We start from the raw sequence: 17,029 nt of genomic DNA, 5'->3' as shown, positions 1-17,029 counted from the left end.
TGAACATGAGTGGTAATCGATAACAGAGGGCTTATACATCTGATAGAGGAAAAGCCATCATGAACCACATTCCCACAATAACCTTAAACAATGGCGTCGTAATGCCCACCCTAGGTTTGGGTGTATTGGATCGCCATCAGATTGATGTCACGGTTAAGGCTGTCGAATATGCACTCACCGCTGGCTATCGCCTGATCGATACGGCTGCATCCTACCTCAATGAAACACAGGTCGGTGAGGCTTTACACCACTCTCTGATTCCTCGCTCGGAATTGTTTGTGACCACCAAACTATGGATGAGCGATTATGGTTATGACAATACATTACGTGCATGTGATACCAGCTTGCATAAATTAGGTCTTGATTACGTTGATCTTTATCTGTTGCATTGGCCGGTACCGTCCAACTTTGATGCCACGATTGCCTCCTATAAAGCGGCGGAAAGGCTTCTTGACGAACATAAGGTGCGAGCCATTGGGGTGTCGAACTTTAGTGTTGAGCACTTAAACCTATTACGGCAGAACACCACGGTCATGCCAGCAGTGAATCAGGTGGAATTGAATCCCAATTTTCAGCAGCAGCCTCTGCGTGCCATTCACCAACAACTCGGGATTATCACGCAGGCGTGGTCACCGATTGGTGGCGGCTTTCGTCGAACTCCCGGAGCATCTCAACGCGATGATCCACTGACCCATCCCGTTATCACTCAACTGGCTAAACAATATGGTAAAACAGCTGCTCAGATTATCTTGCGATGGCAGATCCAAAATGGAGTGTCGGCAATCCCAAAATCATTTAATCCGCAGCGGATTGCCGAAAATATTGCTATTTTCGATTTCATATTATCACCTGAAGATATGGCTCTGATCGAAACTCTGGATAAAGGGCAGCGAACCGGCCCCGATCCTGAGACCACAACGGCCAGTACTTTCTCGATCTCTCTTGATCAATGAGAGCTCTGTTCACCGGTTTTTATAAAAACATAATGGGAAGGCTTTTATTAGGCTAACCCTTTTGGGTCCTATACGTTTATTTGATTAAATGTATAAATTGCAAGGGATCCTGAGTTTTGTTTTGCCATCATCAATCCGGATATCGACAATTTACCCCATGGGATTTGTCGTTCGCCGGATTTTCAAAATCAGCGTGACCTCTCATTTTTGTGATCGTTCGCTTACACGAATAGTTACTTTCGATAACTGTTTAAGCGTGGATAATGTTGGGTATCAGCGGCATCATTTATTTATATTTTAAATTAAAACATTATGTTAGGTGTCATTTTTGTTCTATTATTTCCTTAATTGAATCGGCTGTATTTTACAGTATTTTTATTTTTGAAAAGATTTTTCAAAAATAATTGGTTATTTGATCAGCAACGCATTTTTTACTTTATTTTATTGGTAACTTGGATCGTAATCTATTATTAAAATTATGTGTCGGATATCCGGTACACGTTTAAAAATATTATTGATTTGTATTTTTCATGGGTCGTAATGATTAACTAAAATTAATTAAAGGTCATTCAATATGCTTATTGAATCGATAAATAATTATATAAATAAAATATTATGTATCGTATTGGCACTCATAATGAGTGTCATGATCGCGTCTGTTGTTTGGCAGGTTTTTACACGTTTTGTATTACATGATCCCGCTAACTTTACGGATGAACTATCACGTTATCTGTTGATCTGGATTGGTATTTTAGGGGGCGCATACACCTATGCGATTAAAAGACATTTGGCCTTAGAGATCATGATGCCCCATTTTAATCACCGAGGGCAGTTATGTTTGGGAATATTGATTAATTTTATTGTGATTCTATTTTCATCGACGGCCTTTATCTATGGTGGCTATTATCTGGTTAAAAATACCTTATTACATGGTCAAATATCTCCTGGAATTGCATTTGGGACACATCATCTTCTTATCGGTTATGTTTATTTAGTGGTTCCTATTTCGGGAGCCATTATTACCTATTTTGGGTGTGTTGATATTATTAAATCAATTGCATCATTTATTAAAAAAGAGCCACTAGAGATGAATAAGGAGCCAACGGAATGACCCTTATAGACCTGCTATTTAGTCAAGATTTTCTCAGTAATGCCCCCGATCTTTTTTATGATCTATTTCCCGTTATTATATTATTTGGCATTTTGGGTATTTTACTCGTCATTGGTGTTCCTATTGCTTTTTCAATTGGGATTGCGGCGCTTATGACGGTATTTATCGATTTTCCGATCGATAAGACCAGTGTTCTGGTTTCGCAGAAATTAGCCAATGGGTTGGATAATTTTGGTCTGTTAGCCTTACCTTTTTTTATTGTCGCGGGTAATTTAATGAATCGGGGCGGGCTGGCCTCTCGGTTGATTAACTTTGCTATGTTATTTGGCGGCCGGTTACCTGGGTCGCTGGCACATGTAAATGTGATGGCGAATATGCTGTTCGGTTCTCTCTCCGGTTCGGCTGCGGCTTCTGCGGCTGCGGTGGGTGGGATCATGAAGCCACTGCAACAACAGCATCGTTATCCAATGGCGTTTTCAACAGCAGTGAATGTGGCCTCTTGTCCATCTGGATTATTGATCCCCCCGTCGAATATTCTGATTTTGTATGCGTTGGTCAGTAGCACGTCGGTGCAGTATCTGTTTATCGCGGGTTATTTCCCTGGGATTTTAATGGGGCTGGGGATCATGATTGGGATCTTCCTGCTCGGAAAACGTTACCAGATCCCGCGTGAAAAAATCGTTTTTGAAGGCAATCGGGGCAAGGTGGTATTAGATGCTATTCCCAGTTTGTGTCTGGTCATTATTATCATGGGTGGGATCTTGGCCGGGATTTTTACGGCCACTGAGGCCTCTGCGATTGCGGTGGTCTATGCGCTGATTTTGGGATTTGCCTATCGGGAACTGAAAGTAAGCGATCTATTCCCGCTGCTGGTGGAAAGCGCTGTGACCACTTCGATTGTCTTACTGATGGTGGCGACTTCTTCAGCCATGTCATGGGCGATGGCCAATGCGGATATTCCCGGATTTATTTCAGATTTTATCCTGCAAGCTTCAACTAATCCGGTGATCGTCATTTTATTGATGAATGTGATTTTGCTCATTGTGGGGACTTTTATGGATATGACTCCCGCAGTGCTAATTTTCACTCCTATTTTTCTGCCAATAGCGACGCATCTTGGATTTGATCCGATTCATTTCGGCATCATTCTGGTGTTTAACCTTTGTATTGGTATCTGCACTCCGCCGGTCGGCACGGCATTATTTGTCGGCTGTAGTGTGGCTAATACTAAATTAGGAGAGGTGGTTCCAAAACTGATTCCGTTGTTTGTGATTATGGTGATCACGTTAACCATTGTCACTCTGATTCCATCCATCTCTTTGTGGCTACCGAGTCTGGTGGGCTATCAATCTTAAGCAAACAAGGATAATAACGATGAAAACTCTACACAAATTGCTGTTAGCTTGTGCCATTAGTTCCTGGTTAGGTGGCTCTGCAAGTGCAGCGACACTGAAACTGGCCCATGCATTACCGACCGAACATCCGGTTCATGCCTCATTAACTTGGTTTGCACAGCAGGTGACGAAACGGGCTCATCTGCGGGTTAAGGTGTATCCCAATGGCACGCTTGGCAATGAAACCGGCTTATTACAGATGGTCCAGAATGGCACGATTGCTTTTACCAAAGTAAGTGCGGCACCACTGACGGCTTTTTCTCCAGATTATAAAGTGCTGTCGTTGCCTTATCTTTATAAGGATCAGAAACAGTATGATCAAGTTCTGGAAGGTAAAATTGGTCAGCAGATCTTGGCGTCTTCGCACGATGCCGGGTTTGTAGGTTTGGCTTTTTTAGATGCCGGTTCACGTAACTTTTATACGGATAAACCGATTCGAACTCCAGCGGACTTGAAAGGCTTAAAAATTCGGGTGCAGAATTCTGCGATTTCTATTGATACCATCAAAGCGCTTGGGGCTACTCCGGTGCCACTTCCTTATGGCGAATTATATTCAGCGTTGCAGCAGGGGGTTGTTGACGGAGCTGAAAACAATATTCCGTCTTATTATTCATCCCGCCATTACGAAGTGAAAAAAGTGTTCTCGTATGATCGGCATACCATGGTGCCGGATGTATTGGTGGTCTCGGCCAGTGTTTGGGATGGATTAACCGCTGACCAGCAAAAAATTATTCGCGAAGTTGCGAAAGAAACAGTCGCTGTGCAGCGTAAAAACTGGAATGCCTATGTCGATAAATCACTTAAAGCCTTAAAAGGCTATGGCGTGACTTTTGTGAACAGTGATATTCCGCAATTCCAGGCCGCAGTCCAGTCTGTCTACACTAAATTCCGCCAAGAAAATCCAGATTTAGTACCACTGCTGGATGAAATTCAGCATAGCGAACAACCGTAATTTTTAGACAGAGTTATTCGTTAGGGGGGAATATCCCCCCTAGACTACAAATATTGCGCGTGGAAGCGCAGTTGCTGTTCAATAAATGAGGCGATAAAGAAGTAGCTGTGATCATAACCTTCATGGTAATAAACCGTGAGTGGTGCCTGATGAACTTGAGCGGCTTTTTCTAGACGTTTCACTTTCAGTTGTGTTTCAAAGAACGGATCGGCAGTGCCAATATCGACTCGCATTGGCAGGGTGCTGGGCGTTTGAGCCAACAACTCACTGCTGTCCCAAGCTTTCCAACGTTCACGATCTGAGCCTAAGTAATGGCTCAGAGCTCCTTCGCCCCACGGGCAATCACACGGGTTGGCAATCGGGCTGAATGCCGAAGCGCTCCGATACAGTTCGGGATTTTTGAGTGCCAGCGTCAATGCACCATGCCCCCCCATTGAATGTCCGGAAATGGCACGACGGTCACTGGCCGGTAGATTTTCAGCCACCCATGTGGGTAGCTCTTGAGTTATATAATCGGCCATTTGGTAGTGGTTTTCCCAAGGCTCTTCGGTGGCATTGACATAAAAGCCTGCACCTTGACCTAAGCTATCGCTGGTATCATCGGGAACGTGTTCTCCCCGTGGACTGGTATCCGGAGCGACGATAATGAGCTCAAGTTCTGCGGCAATTCGTTGTGCACCGGCTTTTTCCACAAAATTGCGGTCAGTACAGGTGAGTCCCGATAACCAATAAACGACCGGCAGGGGTTTACTTTGGGCGATATCAGGGATGTAAACACTCAGATTCATGTCACAATCAAGTACCGTCGAACGGTGTTGATAGCGATTTTGAACGCCGCTAAAGCAGCGACGACTTTCGATTAATTCATTCATGCTTGATACTCCACTAGCGCTGGAAAGAGGATCATACTGCGAATGCGTTGGTTCTGATGCAGTCGTTCGAATGTTTTATAGATCGAACTGAGATCCATGGTATGAGTAATGAAATCGTGCAGTGGGCATTGACCGTTGGGACGGCGTTCGACATATTTCGGCAATTCACTGCGCCCTTTTGTGTCTTTGAAAGTGCTCCCTCGCCAAATGCAATCCGTAGCCCACTGGAAAGGTCGGGTCGCTATTTCATCACCGTCAGCCCAGGCAATAGCGGCCTGACATGGAATCGGATGACCTTGGCTCATGAGAAAACGCCTCAGAAAATAAAAGAGATAATCGATTATTGTAATTATTAATGCAGAAGAGATAATTAGCCATAAAGTAAAAACACTTTTACTCAGAGGTAATAATGCACTGGCAGGGAATCGATGAATTTGTAGCGGTTGTGGAGTCCGGAGGTTTTACCTCGGCTGCTCAGCGGCTGCATCTTTCAACGGCGCAGGTGAGTCGGCAGGTGCAGAAATTGGAGCAGCGACTCAAAGTCGCTTTGTTGTATCGGACGACGCGACGGGTCAGTTTGACTCAACCGGGAGAGTTGTATTACCGCCATTGTAAAAATTTACTGGAGGGATTATCTCAGGCGGAGCAAGCGGTTACGGCGCTCAATCAGCAACCGCAGGGGCTGATGCGGATTACGGCTCCCAGTTATTACGGTGAACAGCGATTGGCACCGTTGGTGAATGATTTTTTGTTGTGCTATCCCAAACTGTCGGTTGAATATTTGTTTACTAATCAGCAGTTGGATTTGATCGCTGAAGGTGTCGATTTGGCGATTCGATTAGGGCCTCTGGAATCCCATTCCAGTTTATTTACCCGCCGACTGGCGACTCGTAAGCTTAAAGTGTGCGCCAGTCCTGGATATCTGACTCGCTCAGGAGAACCGCAGACCCTCACGGCATTAGCACAGCATAATTGCTTGTTGGGAACCTTGGGATTCTGGCGCTTTGTCAGTCGAGGCAAAGCCATTTCACTTAAGGTCTCAGGTTCACTGCGTTGTAGCAGTGGCATCGCTTTGCGTGATGCGGCTTTGAAAGGTTTGGGCATTGTGCAGTTGCCCGATTATTACGTGGCTGATGATCTCCGTCATGGAGAATTAGTAGAGCTTTTGAGCGAATATCAATGTGATGATGAAGGAATTTGGGCTGTCTACCCTCAACAGCATCAGTTATCGGTCAATGTCCGGCGGCTTATTGATTTTTTAGCTGAAAAACTGCCTCATTAGATGATGCTTATTAGTGGTTTTGTATGGGTCAGGCCTGAATATAGCGTTGTTTATTGCCCATCCAGCGTTTAATCAGCGCTTCGACTTTAACGGGGTGTTGCTGGAGCAGTTGATCGGCAAGCTGCCGAGCCGGTTCCAGCAGTCCCTGATCACGCATCAGATCGGCAATTTTAAAACTGACCAGACCGGTTTGGCGGGTACCCAGCAGTTCCCCGGGACCACGGATTTCCAGATCTTTTTCAGCAATAATAAAACCATCGTTACTATCGCGCAGCACGCCAAGGCGGGCTGTTGCGGTTTTAGACAGAGGGCTATGGTAGAGCAGTACACAATGACTGGCGATGGACCCGCGACCAACGCGTCCACGTAACTGATGTAATTGTGCCAGCCCCAGCCGTTCCGGGTTCTCGATAATCATCAGGCTGGCATTTGGAACATCCACGCCGACTTCGATCACAGTGGTCGCCACCAGCAGATCCAACCGATGCTGTTTAAACTCTGCCATCACCCACTGTTTTTCTTGTGCTTTCATCCGGCCATGTACCAGCCCAATTCGCAGTTCCGGTAGCCCTTGTTGTAACTGGTTGGCGGTATCTTCAGCCGCCTGACATTGCAAGACTTCTGACTCTTCAATCAGCGTGCAGACCCAGTAGGCCTGACGCTGTTCTTTCTGGCAGGCTTGTCGAACGCGTTCGATCACTTCATCACGGCGGGTATCCGGAACCACGACGGTGGTGATCGGTGTGCGCCCCGGGGGAAGCTCATCGATGACCGATAGTGCCAGATCGGCATAGGCCGTCATCGCCAAGGTCCGTGGGATTGGAGTTGCCGTCATCACTAACTGATGGGGTACCCACCCCTGAGTTCCTTTTTCCCGAAGCGCCAGTCGTTGATGAACACCAAAGCGATGCTGTTCGTCGATAATCACCAGTGCCAAATTAGCAAATTGCACCTGTTCTTGAAAAATCGCATGGGTGCCGACGATGAGGTTCGAGGAGCCACTGACGATGCGTTCAAGGGTTTCTCGGCGTGCCTTGGCGGTTTGTTTTCCAGCTAACCAGTCAATTTGATATCCCAGTGGTGTAAACCAGTCGCTGAATTGATTTAAATGCTGTTCGGCCAGTATTTCGGTCGGGGCCATCAGTGCAACTTGGTAACCAGCGGCCAATGCCTGTAGTGCTGCCATCGCGGCTACCAGAGTTTTACCACTGCCCACATCCCCCTGAACTAACCGCATCATTGGATAATCATGCCCCATATCATTGGCAATTTCCTGAGCAACCCGTTGCTGTGCGGTGGTGGGCGTAAATCCCAGCTGAGCTAAAAACTGTTGTTGTTGGTTGGGAACTTTGGCTAGGGCTGGGGCGCTGTCTTGTAATGACGCCTGACGAAAGGTGCGCAAACTCAGCTGATGGGCGCAGAGTTCCTCTAAAGCCAGCCGTTTGATCGCAGGGTGTTCCCCTGATTCGAGTTGTTCCAGTGCAACATCTGGTGGGGGGCGATGTAGTAACTGTAGGGCCTCCGGCAGGGTGGGGAGTCCACTGAGCAGGTTGCTTTGCTCAGTTAATAAGGCCTCCGGAGGATAGGCCTCGAGCATTTCCAGTGCTTGCGTGGTGAGCTGGCGTAGCGTGAGCTGTCGGAGCCCTTCGGTTGTGGGATAAATGGGTGTTAATTCGGCTTCAACCTGCCACGGCTCATGAGCGGGACCAATTTGATAGTCTGGGTGAACGATCTCCCAGCTGTGTTTGCCACGGCGGATTTCACCGAAAGCGCGTATTTGATCCCCGACCTGCATGGCGTTTTTCTGACCCTGATTAAAGTTGAAAAATACCAGCGTCACACTGCCATTCCCGTCACTTATCCGACAACTGAGAATTTTGCGGCGACCATACACAGTATCTACTTTTTGGATGATCCCGCTGACACTCGCATGCACACCGGGTAGCAGATCACTCATCGGCCAGATATGGGTTCGATCTTCATAGCGTAGAGGCAGATGAAATAGCAAATCCTGCAGACTGACGATATCCAGTCGCTGCAGTTTCTCCATGAGCCGACTACCGACACCTTTGAGCACTGTCACCGGTGTTTGCTCTAATTTCATTCTCTAACCACTGTAAATATGATCATGAGTTCAGTATAAGGAAAGTTTGTTAAAAGATCAGCTCTTACGCGGATTTAGTGGGTTTGAAGATTATGAGGAAGTCAATAGAGCGCTAAAAAAGATAGATTAAATTCGATTGGGGACACAAGAGAGCGTAGTGAGAGAAGACCATAGTGCCCCCAAAACGGTGGTTAGCCGAGACGCGCCAAATCAATTGGTGCGATGCTATTGCCGTTACTTAGCTGGATGCATGCATTATGTTGTGCATCGAATGCGCTCAAGTGTTCTGCATTGATTTTAGAGACTTGAGTGGTTTCACCATTTTCACTGATCAGTACCCGTTGACCAACGGTCAGGATATTATGATTACGATCATAAACTTGGGTCATTTCTGTTCTCCTATTGATAAAACACAAATGCATTATACAACTTCTTTTTTTATGATGGGTGTCTCAGATCAGAGGATTCCAATATTTTTAGCTTGCATTTTTAATTGGATGCGAGCAATGCCCTTCTCCGTATCTCGATATGGCAATCAATAAAGTGGTGTGGCAACGGCTATGGTGCGGTGCCTCGAAGCGCAAGGTCGCTTGTCTTAGCGATTTACGACCGGGTGATGAATAGTGATTGGACTGGATCCTGTCATATCTGAGGCTGTGAGAGCGTTAAGCCTATGGATTCGCGCATCTGCGGACGATATAAAAATATCGGTTGATTTTTGTACTTGGATCAGGCTTTGCCGTGCACCCTCTTTTTATAGATTGGGCGATTATTTATGCATCGAAGAATTAAAGGTTACTTTTGGAAATAATGTAATGAGCCAAATAATGATAAACGAAAGAATATATTGGCAGTGATAGTTAATAATATCTAAAGCATATCATATAAAAGCATAAAATTTTATTTCACATAAAAGTATAATTTATCGTATCTATATGTAATAAGATGAAAAGAACTTATTTGATGTTAGCTATTTTATAATATGGCCGGAGGCTGTTGCTCCGCCATGATTGAATTAATTGATGAAATCAATTTCAGATCATGGTGAAGGGGCAATATAGGAGTGTATATGTATATTGGATGGATTTTTGTCTTCTTTTGGGCCTCTGGTTATATTGCGTCCGCTATTGGATTGCAGTACACCAACCCATTGACATTTATCACCATCAGAATTGTGATTGCCTTTCTATTATTTTATCTAACCCACTTCATTAAAAATAAAGGCCGGTTCACATTAAGTAAACGCGATATTATAGCGTGTGTTATCGTCGGTGCATTTATACAGTTTATATATCCAGTTACGTTTGCTTATTCGTTAGCCTTAAACATCTCTCCGGCGATGCTGACGATCATTTTAGGGTTGCAACCGGTTATAACCTTATTTATCTCAAGAGATATCTCATATAAGATTCAAATCGTGGGAATTGTGGGGTGTTTATTAGGAACCATACTCTTTTCTATAGAAGACTTTTCGCTCGGGACGTCAAATATAGAAAATATAGGATATGCCGTGATCTCATTACTGGCGATCACATTGGGATCGATTATGCAAAAAAAATATTGTTCCCATATCAATATTATAGAAAATATGTCGATTCAATGTTTCGCGGCACTTTTTCTATTAATTCCATCCGTATCTATATTGGGTCCCTTTTCATTTGAGGTTAATGCGGCCTCGATAATATCCGTATTATGGCAGGGTGTATTAATATCGTTTGTATCCTCGGTTTTACTGATTAGAGCACTACGGCTGGGTGCGGTGACTCATGTATCTATTTACTTCTCTTGTGTTCCTGTTTTTACTGCGGTCATGGCCTATATCGTGTTAGGTTCTGCATTAACGATGACCATGTTAGGGGGCATGTTTTTCATTATCGCATGTACATTTTTAGTGCAAAATCCCGGGTATTTTGAAGCGGTAAGAGAAAAATTATTGAAGAAAATCTGATCAGTGCCGCACCTGTTCGCGGTTAAAAATGTGTATGCTTTATATTGATAGAAAAGCACCGCCAAGCGGTGCTTCGTTATTTTAAGCCGCGTGATACAACCGCCCGCTGACAAATAAGGTATTTTTAAGCAAGTAGGCCGTTTTGGCCAAGGCTAGAATGGCGATATCAATCAGCGGTTCGACGATGATTACACTCATATAAGCGATACCAAAAGTGAGGATCTGGTGAATATTCTGAGCGCCGAATCCTTGGCCATAGAGCGCCCAAAATCCCACCCAAATTACAATGCCTCCTTGATAAGCGACAGATAAGCGTAACGCCTGATGGTATTTCAAATCTACATAGGCGGTATTTTTATCGATAACCTGCTGGGCCAGTGCATACATGGCATACAGAGGGACGAGTAGTGTAGTCACGTTCATCCCATATTGGGGCAGGTCAAAGGGCGCCAAAAATAGCCCTTGAACTAACAAACCGAGCGCTAATCCAACTCCTGCAGCTGCCGGCCCAAAGATTAAAAATAGCGTTGACCCTAAAATCAAGTGCACTTCCGAAACCCCGATGGGGTGATGGGGAAGAACTTCAAAAAAACAAAACACTAAAGCACTACAGATGAGCGAGCGAACACTCAGTGATAATAAGCCGCGTTGTCTGGCTTCTTGATACCAAAGCCGCGTTAAATAGCCGATGGCCGCTGTAGCCGTGGCGTAACTGAGGATAATTTTTTCAGGGCTGACCAGCCCGGGTTCGATATGCATGGTGGTCTCCTAGGGTTCTACATCCCCGTAGAACAGCGTAAAAAGAAGGGTTAGGTTAGTCTCCGGACTTAACGCTACAAACAGACCTTCCCGGTGTTCCCAGTGGTCTGTTATCGATTATCCTTATGCGTCTACCGTTGCGGGGGCAGTAACTGCTTGACCTCATCATTGAGGAATACAGTTTTCCTATGGCCTAATCCCGTGTGAGAGAGTCTCTCAAAAATGAGTATATGGAGTGATGACGAATATATGCTGATGTGTATCAATTAGGAGACACTTAAAGCAAAGGCTGGATCCCCGTCTTCGGCTCGATGACTTCAACGATTTGTCTAGTTATTTCTAAATACCAGTGTTTCTAATCCGAGGTTACAGCGACCATTGCCAACGTCGACCCGTATCAACTCCCTCCATGGGGCTCCACCGCATCATCCCCGACGCGATGGGGCGATTTATCGACATGGCCTCTACTTTTTGGGGGAAACATAATAATGAACAGCTATTTAGACGTGAGTTGGAAACTGATCCAAATGCAGTGTTAAATTCGCTAGGGTATGTAGCGTGTCCGCCAGTGTTTGCTCATCAAAATCAAAATGGGGATGATGGTGACCGGCACTTAAATGACTGCCAAATACGCAGTACGCGGCTTGTCCTCCGTGGGCCTGAACGCGTTCGATAAAATAAGTGGCATCCTCGGAGCCAGCCGCTTTATCACTATGATCATAAATCGCTTCAAAGCGCCCGCTTTGGGCGGCTTGTTGATGAATAAAGGCAACCCATTGTGGACTTGATTGAGCACTTTGGGCTGCACCTACTTGCTCGATGTGATAATCCACGGCATACATCTGCGCCACACCGGCGATGATCTGCTCGGCTTGCTGCTTAAGATAATCGTTGATGGCATTATTTTGCCCACGAGTTTCTAATTTCAGCAAGGCATTGGGTGCAATGACATTGCGGCCGGTTCCGGCTTGTAATACCCCGACATTGATTCGCGAAGAGCCATCACTATGACGACTAATCCCGTGCAGCGCCAGCGTTGCCTGAGCGGCAGCAAGTAGTGCATTGTGGCCGTTTTCGGGATTAGCTCCGGCATGAGCGGCAATCCCGGTGAAGGTGACATCCAATTTGCTGGTGGCTAAAAAGCTGTCTTCGGCGCAGATCATTGCCTTACTGGGGATCCCCATTCCAAGATGGATCGCCGTAAAATAATCGATATCATCTGCCACGCCCGCTTCGGTCATAGAGCGAGCACCCCGGGTGCCTTCTTCAGCGGGCTGAAAGATGAGTTTGACGCGTCCGGACCAGTGAGTGCGAGTTTGGGCGAGCAAATGGGCGAGTGCCAGACCAATTGCTGTATGGCCATCGTGACCACAGGCATGCATGGAGCCATCGTTTACAGAGTTAAACCCCAGTTGGGTCGGTCGATGGTCGTCATGCTGATCTTCACTCAGATCAAGCGCATCCATGTCAAAGCGATAGCCGATGGTCGGGCCTGTACGGCCGCTATCCAGTGTTGCCACAATGCCGGTAAAGCCATTAGCTAATTGTGGTAAAAAGCGCTCACAGGCCCCCTGGGTTTTGGCGCGAGCGAGGGCTGCGTCGAATTGGATTTGAGTTGGGAGTCCCATGCGAGCCTCGGCTTTAATCACTTGCTTACCAATGGCCAATTGATAGCCGAGTTGCTCCAGTTCTTGGGCAACTCGTGAGGCGGTGCGTAATTCCAACCAACCGGATTCGGCATGTTGGTGAAAGTCGCGTCGCCAGGTGATCATCTGTGGTAATAAGGTTTGGATCAGGGGTTCAATGACAACAGCAGACATAATGATTCCTCAATAATTACAGATGAACACTCACACCCGGTCCAATGGGGAAACCGGTCACATAAAATACGCAATAAAGTCCGATCCATGCCAGTAAAAAGCAAATACTGTAGGGGACCAACAGGGAAACTAAAGTGCCAAAACCAGCTTTGCTATCATAGCGACGCATAAAGGCTAAAATCACTACAAAATAGGGATTGAGCGGGGTGATGATGTTGGTTGATGAATCAGCGACTCGATAAGCGATCTGGATAAATGCAGGACTATAGCCCAGTTGCATAAACATGGGAATAAATACGGGTGCTTCCAGAGCCCATTTGGCTGAACCACTCATGATTAAGAAATTTAGCAGTGCCGTTAGAATGGAATAAGCAATCAAAATGCCAATCCCCGTCATATGGACGGATTTGAGATAATCCGCGCCGTGCACCGCGACCCAGGTGCCTAAATGGCTCCAGTTAAAATAAGCGATAAACTGCGAAGCAAAGAAAATCAGTACCACATAGTTAGACATCCCTTGAATGGCGGTAGACATCTGCTGAGCTACATCTTTGGCATTGTGAATGATCCCGATAGTTTTGCCGTAGCTGATCCCAATGGCCAGAAAGAAGAACAGGATAATCGGGACAATTCCTTTCAAAAAGGGAGAGGGGATTAGTCCGCCCTGAGCGTTGGTTAGCGGGGAATTGGGCCACATCAGCCAGATAATCAATGCCGCAATATAAATAAAAGCCGTTATCCCAGCATTGCGTAGTCCACGTTTTTGCAAGGCTGTTAATGGAGCGTGATTACTTTGTCGTTCCCCATGATATTCACCCAGACGTGGTTCAATTACTTTGACGGTGATCCAGACACTGAGTAGGGTCAGCATGATCACGGAGGCAATATTGAAATACCAGTTATCAACGGGTGTGACTAAAGCATTTGGATCGACGGCCTTGGCCGCTTCGGTTGAGATCCCGGAGAGCAGTGCATCGGTGCCAGCAATAATTAGATTGGCGGTAAAGCCTGCACCAGCACTGGCGAATCCGCAGACTAATCCCGCTACAGGATGGCGACCTACCGATAAAAACACCATTGCAGCTAGTGGGGGCAGTACGATCATCGCGGCATCGGAGGCAATGTTCATCATGATCCCGGCGAATGCGACGGCAGTGGTAATTAGCCAAGCCGGTGCATTTAAAATGGTGCGTTTGACCAGTGCTTCGAGTAAACCGACTTGTTCGGCGACGCCCACGCCGAGCATCATTCCTAATACGAGACCGAGCGGAGCAAAACCCGTGAAATTTTTCAGCATCTGGGTGAGCATAAAGACGATGCCTTGATCCGATAGTAAGCTGCGAATATGTAGGAGTTTACCGGTGGCCGGATGCACGACGGTCGCCCCTGAAGATGCGGCTACGGCAGACAAAATGACGACAATAATGGCTAACGATAAAAATAGAACCATCGGATCGGGGAGGCGATTTCCGACCCGTTCGATCCAGTTCAGAATACGCAATCCCCGCGGTGATTGCAGTTCGCTTAAATTTTCCATACGGCATCCTCTTAGATGAGTAAATCCAAGTGGTGCTTCGTCCTTTTATGGCTCATTAATGAGTAACGGTATTGCTAAATGTTATAAGTAAGCTATTATTTTTTATTAAATTTACGCGATTATTCACATACCGTCTACTTTATCTATATCGCTAAATTTATTCCGCTTGGCTGACAGTGCTTCGTTCAAAATGGGTTTCATTTGAACAAAATCAGCAATAAAAGGCCAAAGAGTTCAAAGTAAGCTAGCGGTGATGATGTCAATGGATGCTTCTTCGTTCTCATCTGTGATTTTAATCACGAAACAGTTAGATAAAAAAGTCTTTAAAATACAACTTATGTGTGCACGTTCTGTTTATTTTTGTTCCTTTTCCCTTCGAATTGGTGTTAATTTAACAACTTTTGTTCTGTCCACATCAAAGTATGCCGTGTGAACAGACAGTTGTGAGCCACTTTTTTGGTGGTATATTGACCAAAAGCCTAAGTTTATAGAAGTGCTGTGCAAGCCCTTTTTTGAAGCCGTCTTTGGTTCTGATATGAATAAGATATCTGTAATGCTGCTGCCTAGAGTTGATCGCTGTGGATTGAATGGTGTGTCCTGACAGTGGCTGTGTTGAATGTTGCATCCGAAAGATATAAGAGAATGAACTCCCATGAGTAATGAAGCAGCGAGCGCTCAATCGGTAGATGAAGCGCATAAGCCAACGGTCCAGCAAGCTGTTGATGTAGTTTTGATCGGTGGCGGAATTATGAGTGCCACGCTGGGTAGCTTTTTTCAGCAGTTGCAGCCGGACTGGTCGATTGAGATGTTTGAACGTCTCGATCAGGTCGCTAATGAAAGTTCCAATGGCTGGAATAACGCCGGTACCGGGCACTCGGCATTGGCAGAGCTGAATTATACGCCGAAACGGAGCGATGGTTCGATTGATATCAGCAAAGCGATTGATATTGATGAACAGTTTCAGGTGTCTCGACAGTTCTGGGCCTATTTGGTGAAATCGGGTTTTATTCGTGATCCGAATACCTTTATTAATAGTGTGCCGCACATGAGTTTTGTCTGGGGGGCTGACAATGTTGAATTTTTACGCCAGCGTTATCAGACCATGCAACAGTGTCCGTTGTTTCATGGCATGGATTTCTCCGATGATCCTGAAACGATTCGGGCGTGGACTCCGCTATTGATGCAGGGGCGTGATCCGAGTGAGCCGGTGGCTGCGACCCGTACCGTGATCGGAACGGATGTCAATTTCGGGGCTCTGACTCATCAGATGATTGATTGTTTACGCGAGCATTCGCAGTTCTCACTATCATTGCGCCATGAAGTTCGTGCATTGAAAAAGACTCAAGATGGGGACTGGCAACTGACGGTTCTCAATTTAGCCAGTGGTCAGTCGCGGACATTGCGAGCTAAATATGTCTTTATTGGTGCGGGGGGGGCCTCGTTATCTTTGCTGCAAAAATCAGGGATCCCGCAAGCACGTCAGTATGGCGGATTTCCGGTGGGCGGACAGTTTTTAGTGACGGAGAATCAGGAGCTGGTGGCTGCACATCAAGCGAAAGTTTATGGTAAAGCGCCGGTGGGAGCTCCGCCGATGTCGGTGCCGCATTTGGATACCCGGGTGATTGATGGTAAGCGGATGTTATTGTTTGGTCCGTTTGCCAGTTTCTCAAGTAAGTTTTTAAAAAATGGTTCGCTGATGGATCTATTCAAAACTTTGAATAGTTCCAATATTAAGCCGATGATCCAGGTCGGATTGAGTAATTTCGGTTTGATTAAATATTTGATCAGTCAGCTCTGTCAGCGGGATGCGGATCGTTTTAAAGCGCTACGGCAGTTTTTCCCGGAAATTAATCCCAAGGACTGGTCGCTTTGGCAGGCGGGTCAACGGGTTCAGATCATTAAAAAAGAACCTGGGGGTAAAGGACAACTTCGTTTTGGAACGGAACTGGTCAGTGCGGATGACGGGTCGTTAACGGCATTGTTAGGCGCTTCGCCGGGAGCATCGACATCGGCCTCAATTATGTTGCGACTTTTAGAAACGTGTTTTGCTGAGAAAATGGCCACTCCGGCCTGGCAGAATAAAATTCGACAGATGGTTCCTTCTTATGGGGTCGAGTTGCATTGTAACGAAGCACTGAATGAACAAGAGTTACGTTCAACCAGTGAGATATTACAACTTTCTCATCATTTGAGCTCGGATAGTGTGGCGCAACCGGTCAATGAGGCCGAGTTTCCTCAGCCGGAATCCGTGCTCCATGTGGCCGGTTAAGATATAATTCAGCCCCCGAGAGTGGGGG

Annotated in this window: 14 protein-coding genes and 1 riboswitch; of the genes, 7 read left to right on the top strand and 7 right to left on the bottom strand. The window is 46.1% G+C overall.

The window, feature by feature from the left end:
- Positions 1 to 59: 59 nt before the first annotated feature.
- From ABUE20_RS04840 to ABUE20_RS04825, 4 genes are all read left to right on the top strand, one after another.
- Positions 60 to 953, top strand: a complete 894-nt coding sequence (locus ABUE20_RS04840) for an aldo/keto reductase (protein ID WP_408618711.1) — start codon at positions 60 to 62, stop codon at positions 951 to 953.
- A gap of 646 nt (positions 954 to 1,599) precedes the next feature.
- Positions 1,600 to 2,064 (top strand): TRAP transporter small permease, encoded by a 465-nt coding sequence (locus tag ABUE20_RS04835; RefSeq protein WP_408618710.1) that lies wholly within the window; start codon positions 1,600 to 1,602, stop codon positions 2,062 to 2,064.
- A complete protein-coding gene (locus tag ABUE20_RS04830) occupies positions 2,061 to 3,419 on the top strand; it encodes a TRAP transporter large permease (RefSeq protein WP_408618709.1) in 1,359 nt (452 codons plus the stop codon). Before ABUE20_RS04835 ends, ABUE20_RS04830 begins: the two co-directional genes overlap by 4 nt.
- Before the next feature lie 19 nt (positions 3,420 to 3,438).
- Positions 3,439 to 4,410 (top strand): TRAP transporter substrate-binding protein, encoded by a 972-nt coding sequence (locus ABUE20_RS04825; protein WP_408618708.1) that lies wholly within the window; start codon positions 3,439 to 3,441, stop codon positions 4,408 to 4,410.
- A 44-nt stretch (positions 4,411 to 4,454) separates the two neighbouring features.
- Here the strand turns inward: ABUE20_RS04825 and fghA are convergent, their stop codons facing one another.
- Positions 4,455 to 5,282, bottom strand: coding sequence for an S-formylglutathione hydrolase (gene fghA / locus ABUE20_RS04820; RefSeq protein ID WP_408618707.1), 828 nt, complete (start codon positions 5,280 to 5,282; stop codon positions 4,455 to 4,457).
- Positions 5,279 to 5,587, bottom strand: a complete 309-nt coding sequence (locus tag ABUE20_RS04815; protein WP_408618706.1) for an MDR/zinc-dependent alcohol dehydrogenase-like family protein — start codon at positions 5,585 to 5,587, stop codon at positions 5,279 to 5,281. Before ABUE20_RS04815 ends, fghA begins: the two co-directional genes overlap by 4 nt.
- Positions 5,588 to 5,688: 101 nt before the next feature.
- On the opposite strand from ABUE20_RS04815, the gene ABUE20_RS04810 reads away from it, so the two are divergent.
- Entirely contained in the window at positions 5,689 to 6,564 is an 876-nt protein-coding gene (locus tag ABUE20_RS04810; protein WP_408618813.1) for a LysR family transcriptional regulator, read from the top strand.
- Positions 6,565 to 6,592: 28 nt separating this feature from the next.
- On the opposite strand, the gene recG is transcribed toward ABUE20_RS04810, so the two are convergent.
- Positions 6,593 to 8,668 (bottom strand): ATP-dependent DNA helicase RecG, encoded by a 2,076-nt coding sequence (recG, locus tag ABUE20_RS04805; protein ID WP_408618705.1) that lies wholly within the window; start codon positions 8,666 to 8,668, stop codon positions 6,593 to 6,595.
- Positions 8,669 to 8,859: 191 nt separating this feature from the next.
- Positions 8,860 to 9,057: a putative selenium delivery protein YdfZ gene (ydfZ, locus tag ABUE20_RS04800; protein WP_408618704.1), complete on the bottom strand. Its 198-nt coding sequence runs from the start codon at positions 9,055 to 9,057 to the stop codon at positions 8,860 to 8,862.
- Between the two features lie 680 nt (positions 9,058 to 9,737).
- On the opposite strand from ydfZ, the gene ABUE20_RS04795 reads away from it, so the two are divergent.
- Positions 9,738 to 10,616, top strand: a complete 879-nt coding sequence (locus ABUE20_RS04795; protein WP_408618703.1) for a DMT family transporter — start codon at positions 9,738 to 9,740, stop codon at positions 10,614 to 10,616.
- 81 nt (positions 10,617 to 10,697) lie between these two features.
- Here ABUE20_RS04795 and ABUE20_RS04790 read toward each other — a convergent pair whose 3' ends face one another.
- The 3 genes from ABUE20_RS04790 to ABUE20_RS04780 form a co-directional block, all read right to left on the bottom strand.
- Positions 10,698 to 11,375, bottom strand: coding sequence for an energy-coupling factor ABC transporter permease (locus ABUE20_RS04790; protein ID WP_408618702.1), 678 nt, complete (start codon positions 11,373 to 11,375; stop codon positions 10,698 to 10,700).
- A 36-nt stretch (positions 11,376 to 11,411) separates the two neighbouring features.
- A riboswitch (cobalamin riboswitch) is annotated at positions 11,412 to 11,587 on the bottom strand.
- A 288-nt stretch (positions 11,588 to 11,875) separates the two neighbouring features.
- Positions 11,876 to 13,195: an amidohydrolase gene (locus ABUE20_RS04785; RefSeq protein ID WP_408618701.1), complete on the bottom strand. Its 1,320-nt coding sequence runs from the start codon at positions 13,193 to 13,195 to the stop codon at positions 11,876 to 11,878.
- Positions 13,196 to 13,211: 16 nt separating this feature from the next.
- A complete protein-coding gene (locus ABUE20_RS04780) occupies positions 13,212 to 14,732 on the bottom strand; it encodes an AbgT family transporter (protein WP_408618700.1) in 1,521 nt (506 codons plus the stop codon).
- Between the two features lie 652 nt (positions 14,733 to 15,384).
- On the opposite strand from ABUE20_RS04780, the gene mqo reads away from it, so the two are divergent.
- A complete protein-coding gene (mqo, locus tag ABUE20_RS04775; protein WP_408618699.1) occupies positions 15,385 to 17,001 on the top strand; it encodes a malate dehydrogenase (quinone) in 1,617 nt (538 codons plus the stop codon).
- The last annotated feature ends 28 nt before the right edge of the window (positions 17,002 to 17,029 follow it).

This window comes from Celerinatantimonas marina (genome assembly GCF_046054165.1).
Lineage (GTDB): Bacteria > Pseudomonadota > Gammaproteobacteria > Enterobacterales > Celerinatantimonadaceae > Celerinatantimonas.
The sequence above is the reverse complement of the archived record's forward strand: the minus strand, read 5'-3'. Positions and strand labels throughout refer to the sequence as shown.

Excerpts from the sequence above, each read along its gene's own strand:
- ABUE20_RS04790 (WP_408618702.1), bottom strand. The coding sequence starts at position 11,375 with ATGCATATCGAACCCGGGCTGGTCAGCCCTGAAAAAATTATCCTCAGT.
- recG (WP_408618705.1), bottom strand. The coding sequence starts at position 8,668 with ATGAAATTAGAGCAAACACCGGTGACAGTGCTCAAAGGTGTCGGTAGT.
- ABUE20_RS04795 (WP_408618703.1), top strand. The coding sequence starts at position 9,738 with ATGTATATTGGATGGATTTTTGTCTTCTTTTGGGCCTCTGGTTATATT.
- fghA (WP_408618707.1), bottom strand. The coding sequence starts at position 5,282 with ATGAATGAATTAATCGAAAGTCGTCGCTGCTTTAGCGGCGTTCAAAAT.
- ABUE20_RS04815 (WP_408618706.1), bottom strand. The coding sequence starts at position 5,587 with ATGAGCCAAGGTCATCCGATTCCATGTCAGGCCGCTATTGCCTGGGCT.
- ydfZ (WP_408618704.1), bottom strand. The coding sequence starts at position 9,057 with ATGACCCAAGTTTATGATCGTAATCATAATATCCTGACCGTTGGTCAA.
- ABUE20_RS04830 (WP_408618709.1), top strand. The coding sequence starts at position 2,061 with ATGACCCTTATAGACCTGCTATTTAGTCAAGATTTTCTCAGTAATGCC.
- ABUE20_RS04835 (WP_408618710.1), top strand. The coding sequence starts at position 1,600 with ATGATCGCGTCTGTTGTTTGGCAGGTTTTTACACGTTTTGTATTACAT.
- ABUE20_RS04825 (WP_408618708.1), top strand. The coding sequence starts at position 3,439 with ATGAAAACTCTACACAAATTGCTGTTAGCTTGTGCCATTAGTTCCTGG.
- mqo (WP_408618699.1), top strand. The coding sequence starts at position 15,385 with ATGAGTAATGAAGCAGCGAGCGCTCAATCGGTAGATGAAGCGCATAAG.
- ABUE20_RS04785 (WP_408618701.1), bottom strand. The coding sequence starts at position 13,195 with ATGTCTGCTGTTGTCATTGAACCCCTGATCCAAACCTTATTACCACAG.
- ABUE20_RS04780 (WP_408618700.1), bottom strand. The coding sequence starts at position 14,732 with ATGGAAAATTTAAGCGAACTGCAATCACCGCGGGGATTGCGTATTCTG.
- ABUE20_RS04840 (WP_408618711.1), top strand. The coding sequence starts at position 60 with ATGAACCACATTCCCACAATAACCTTAAACAATGGCGTCGTAATGCCC.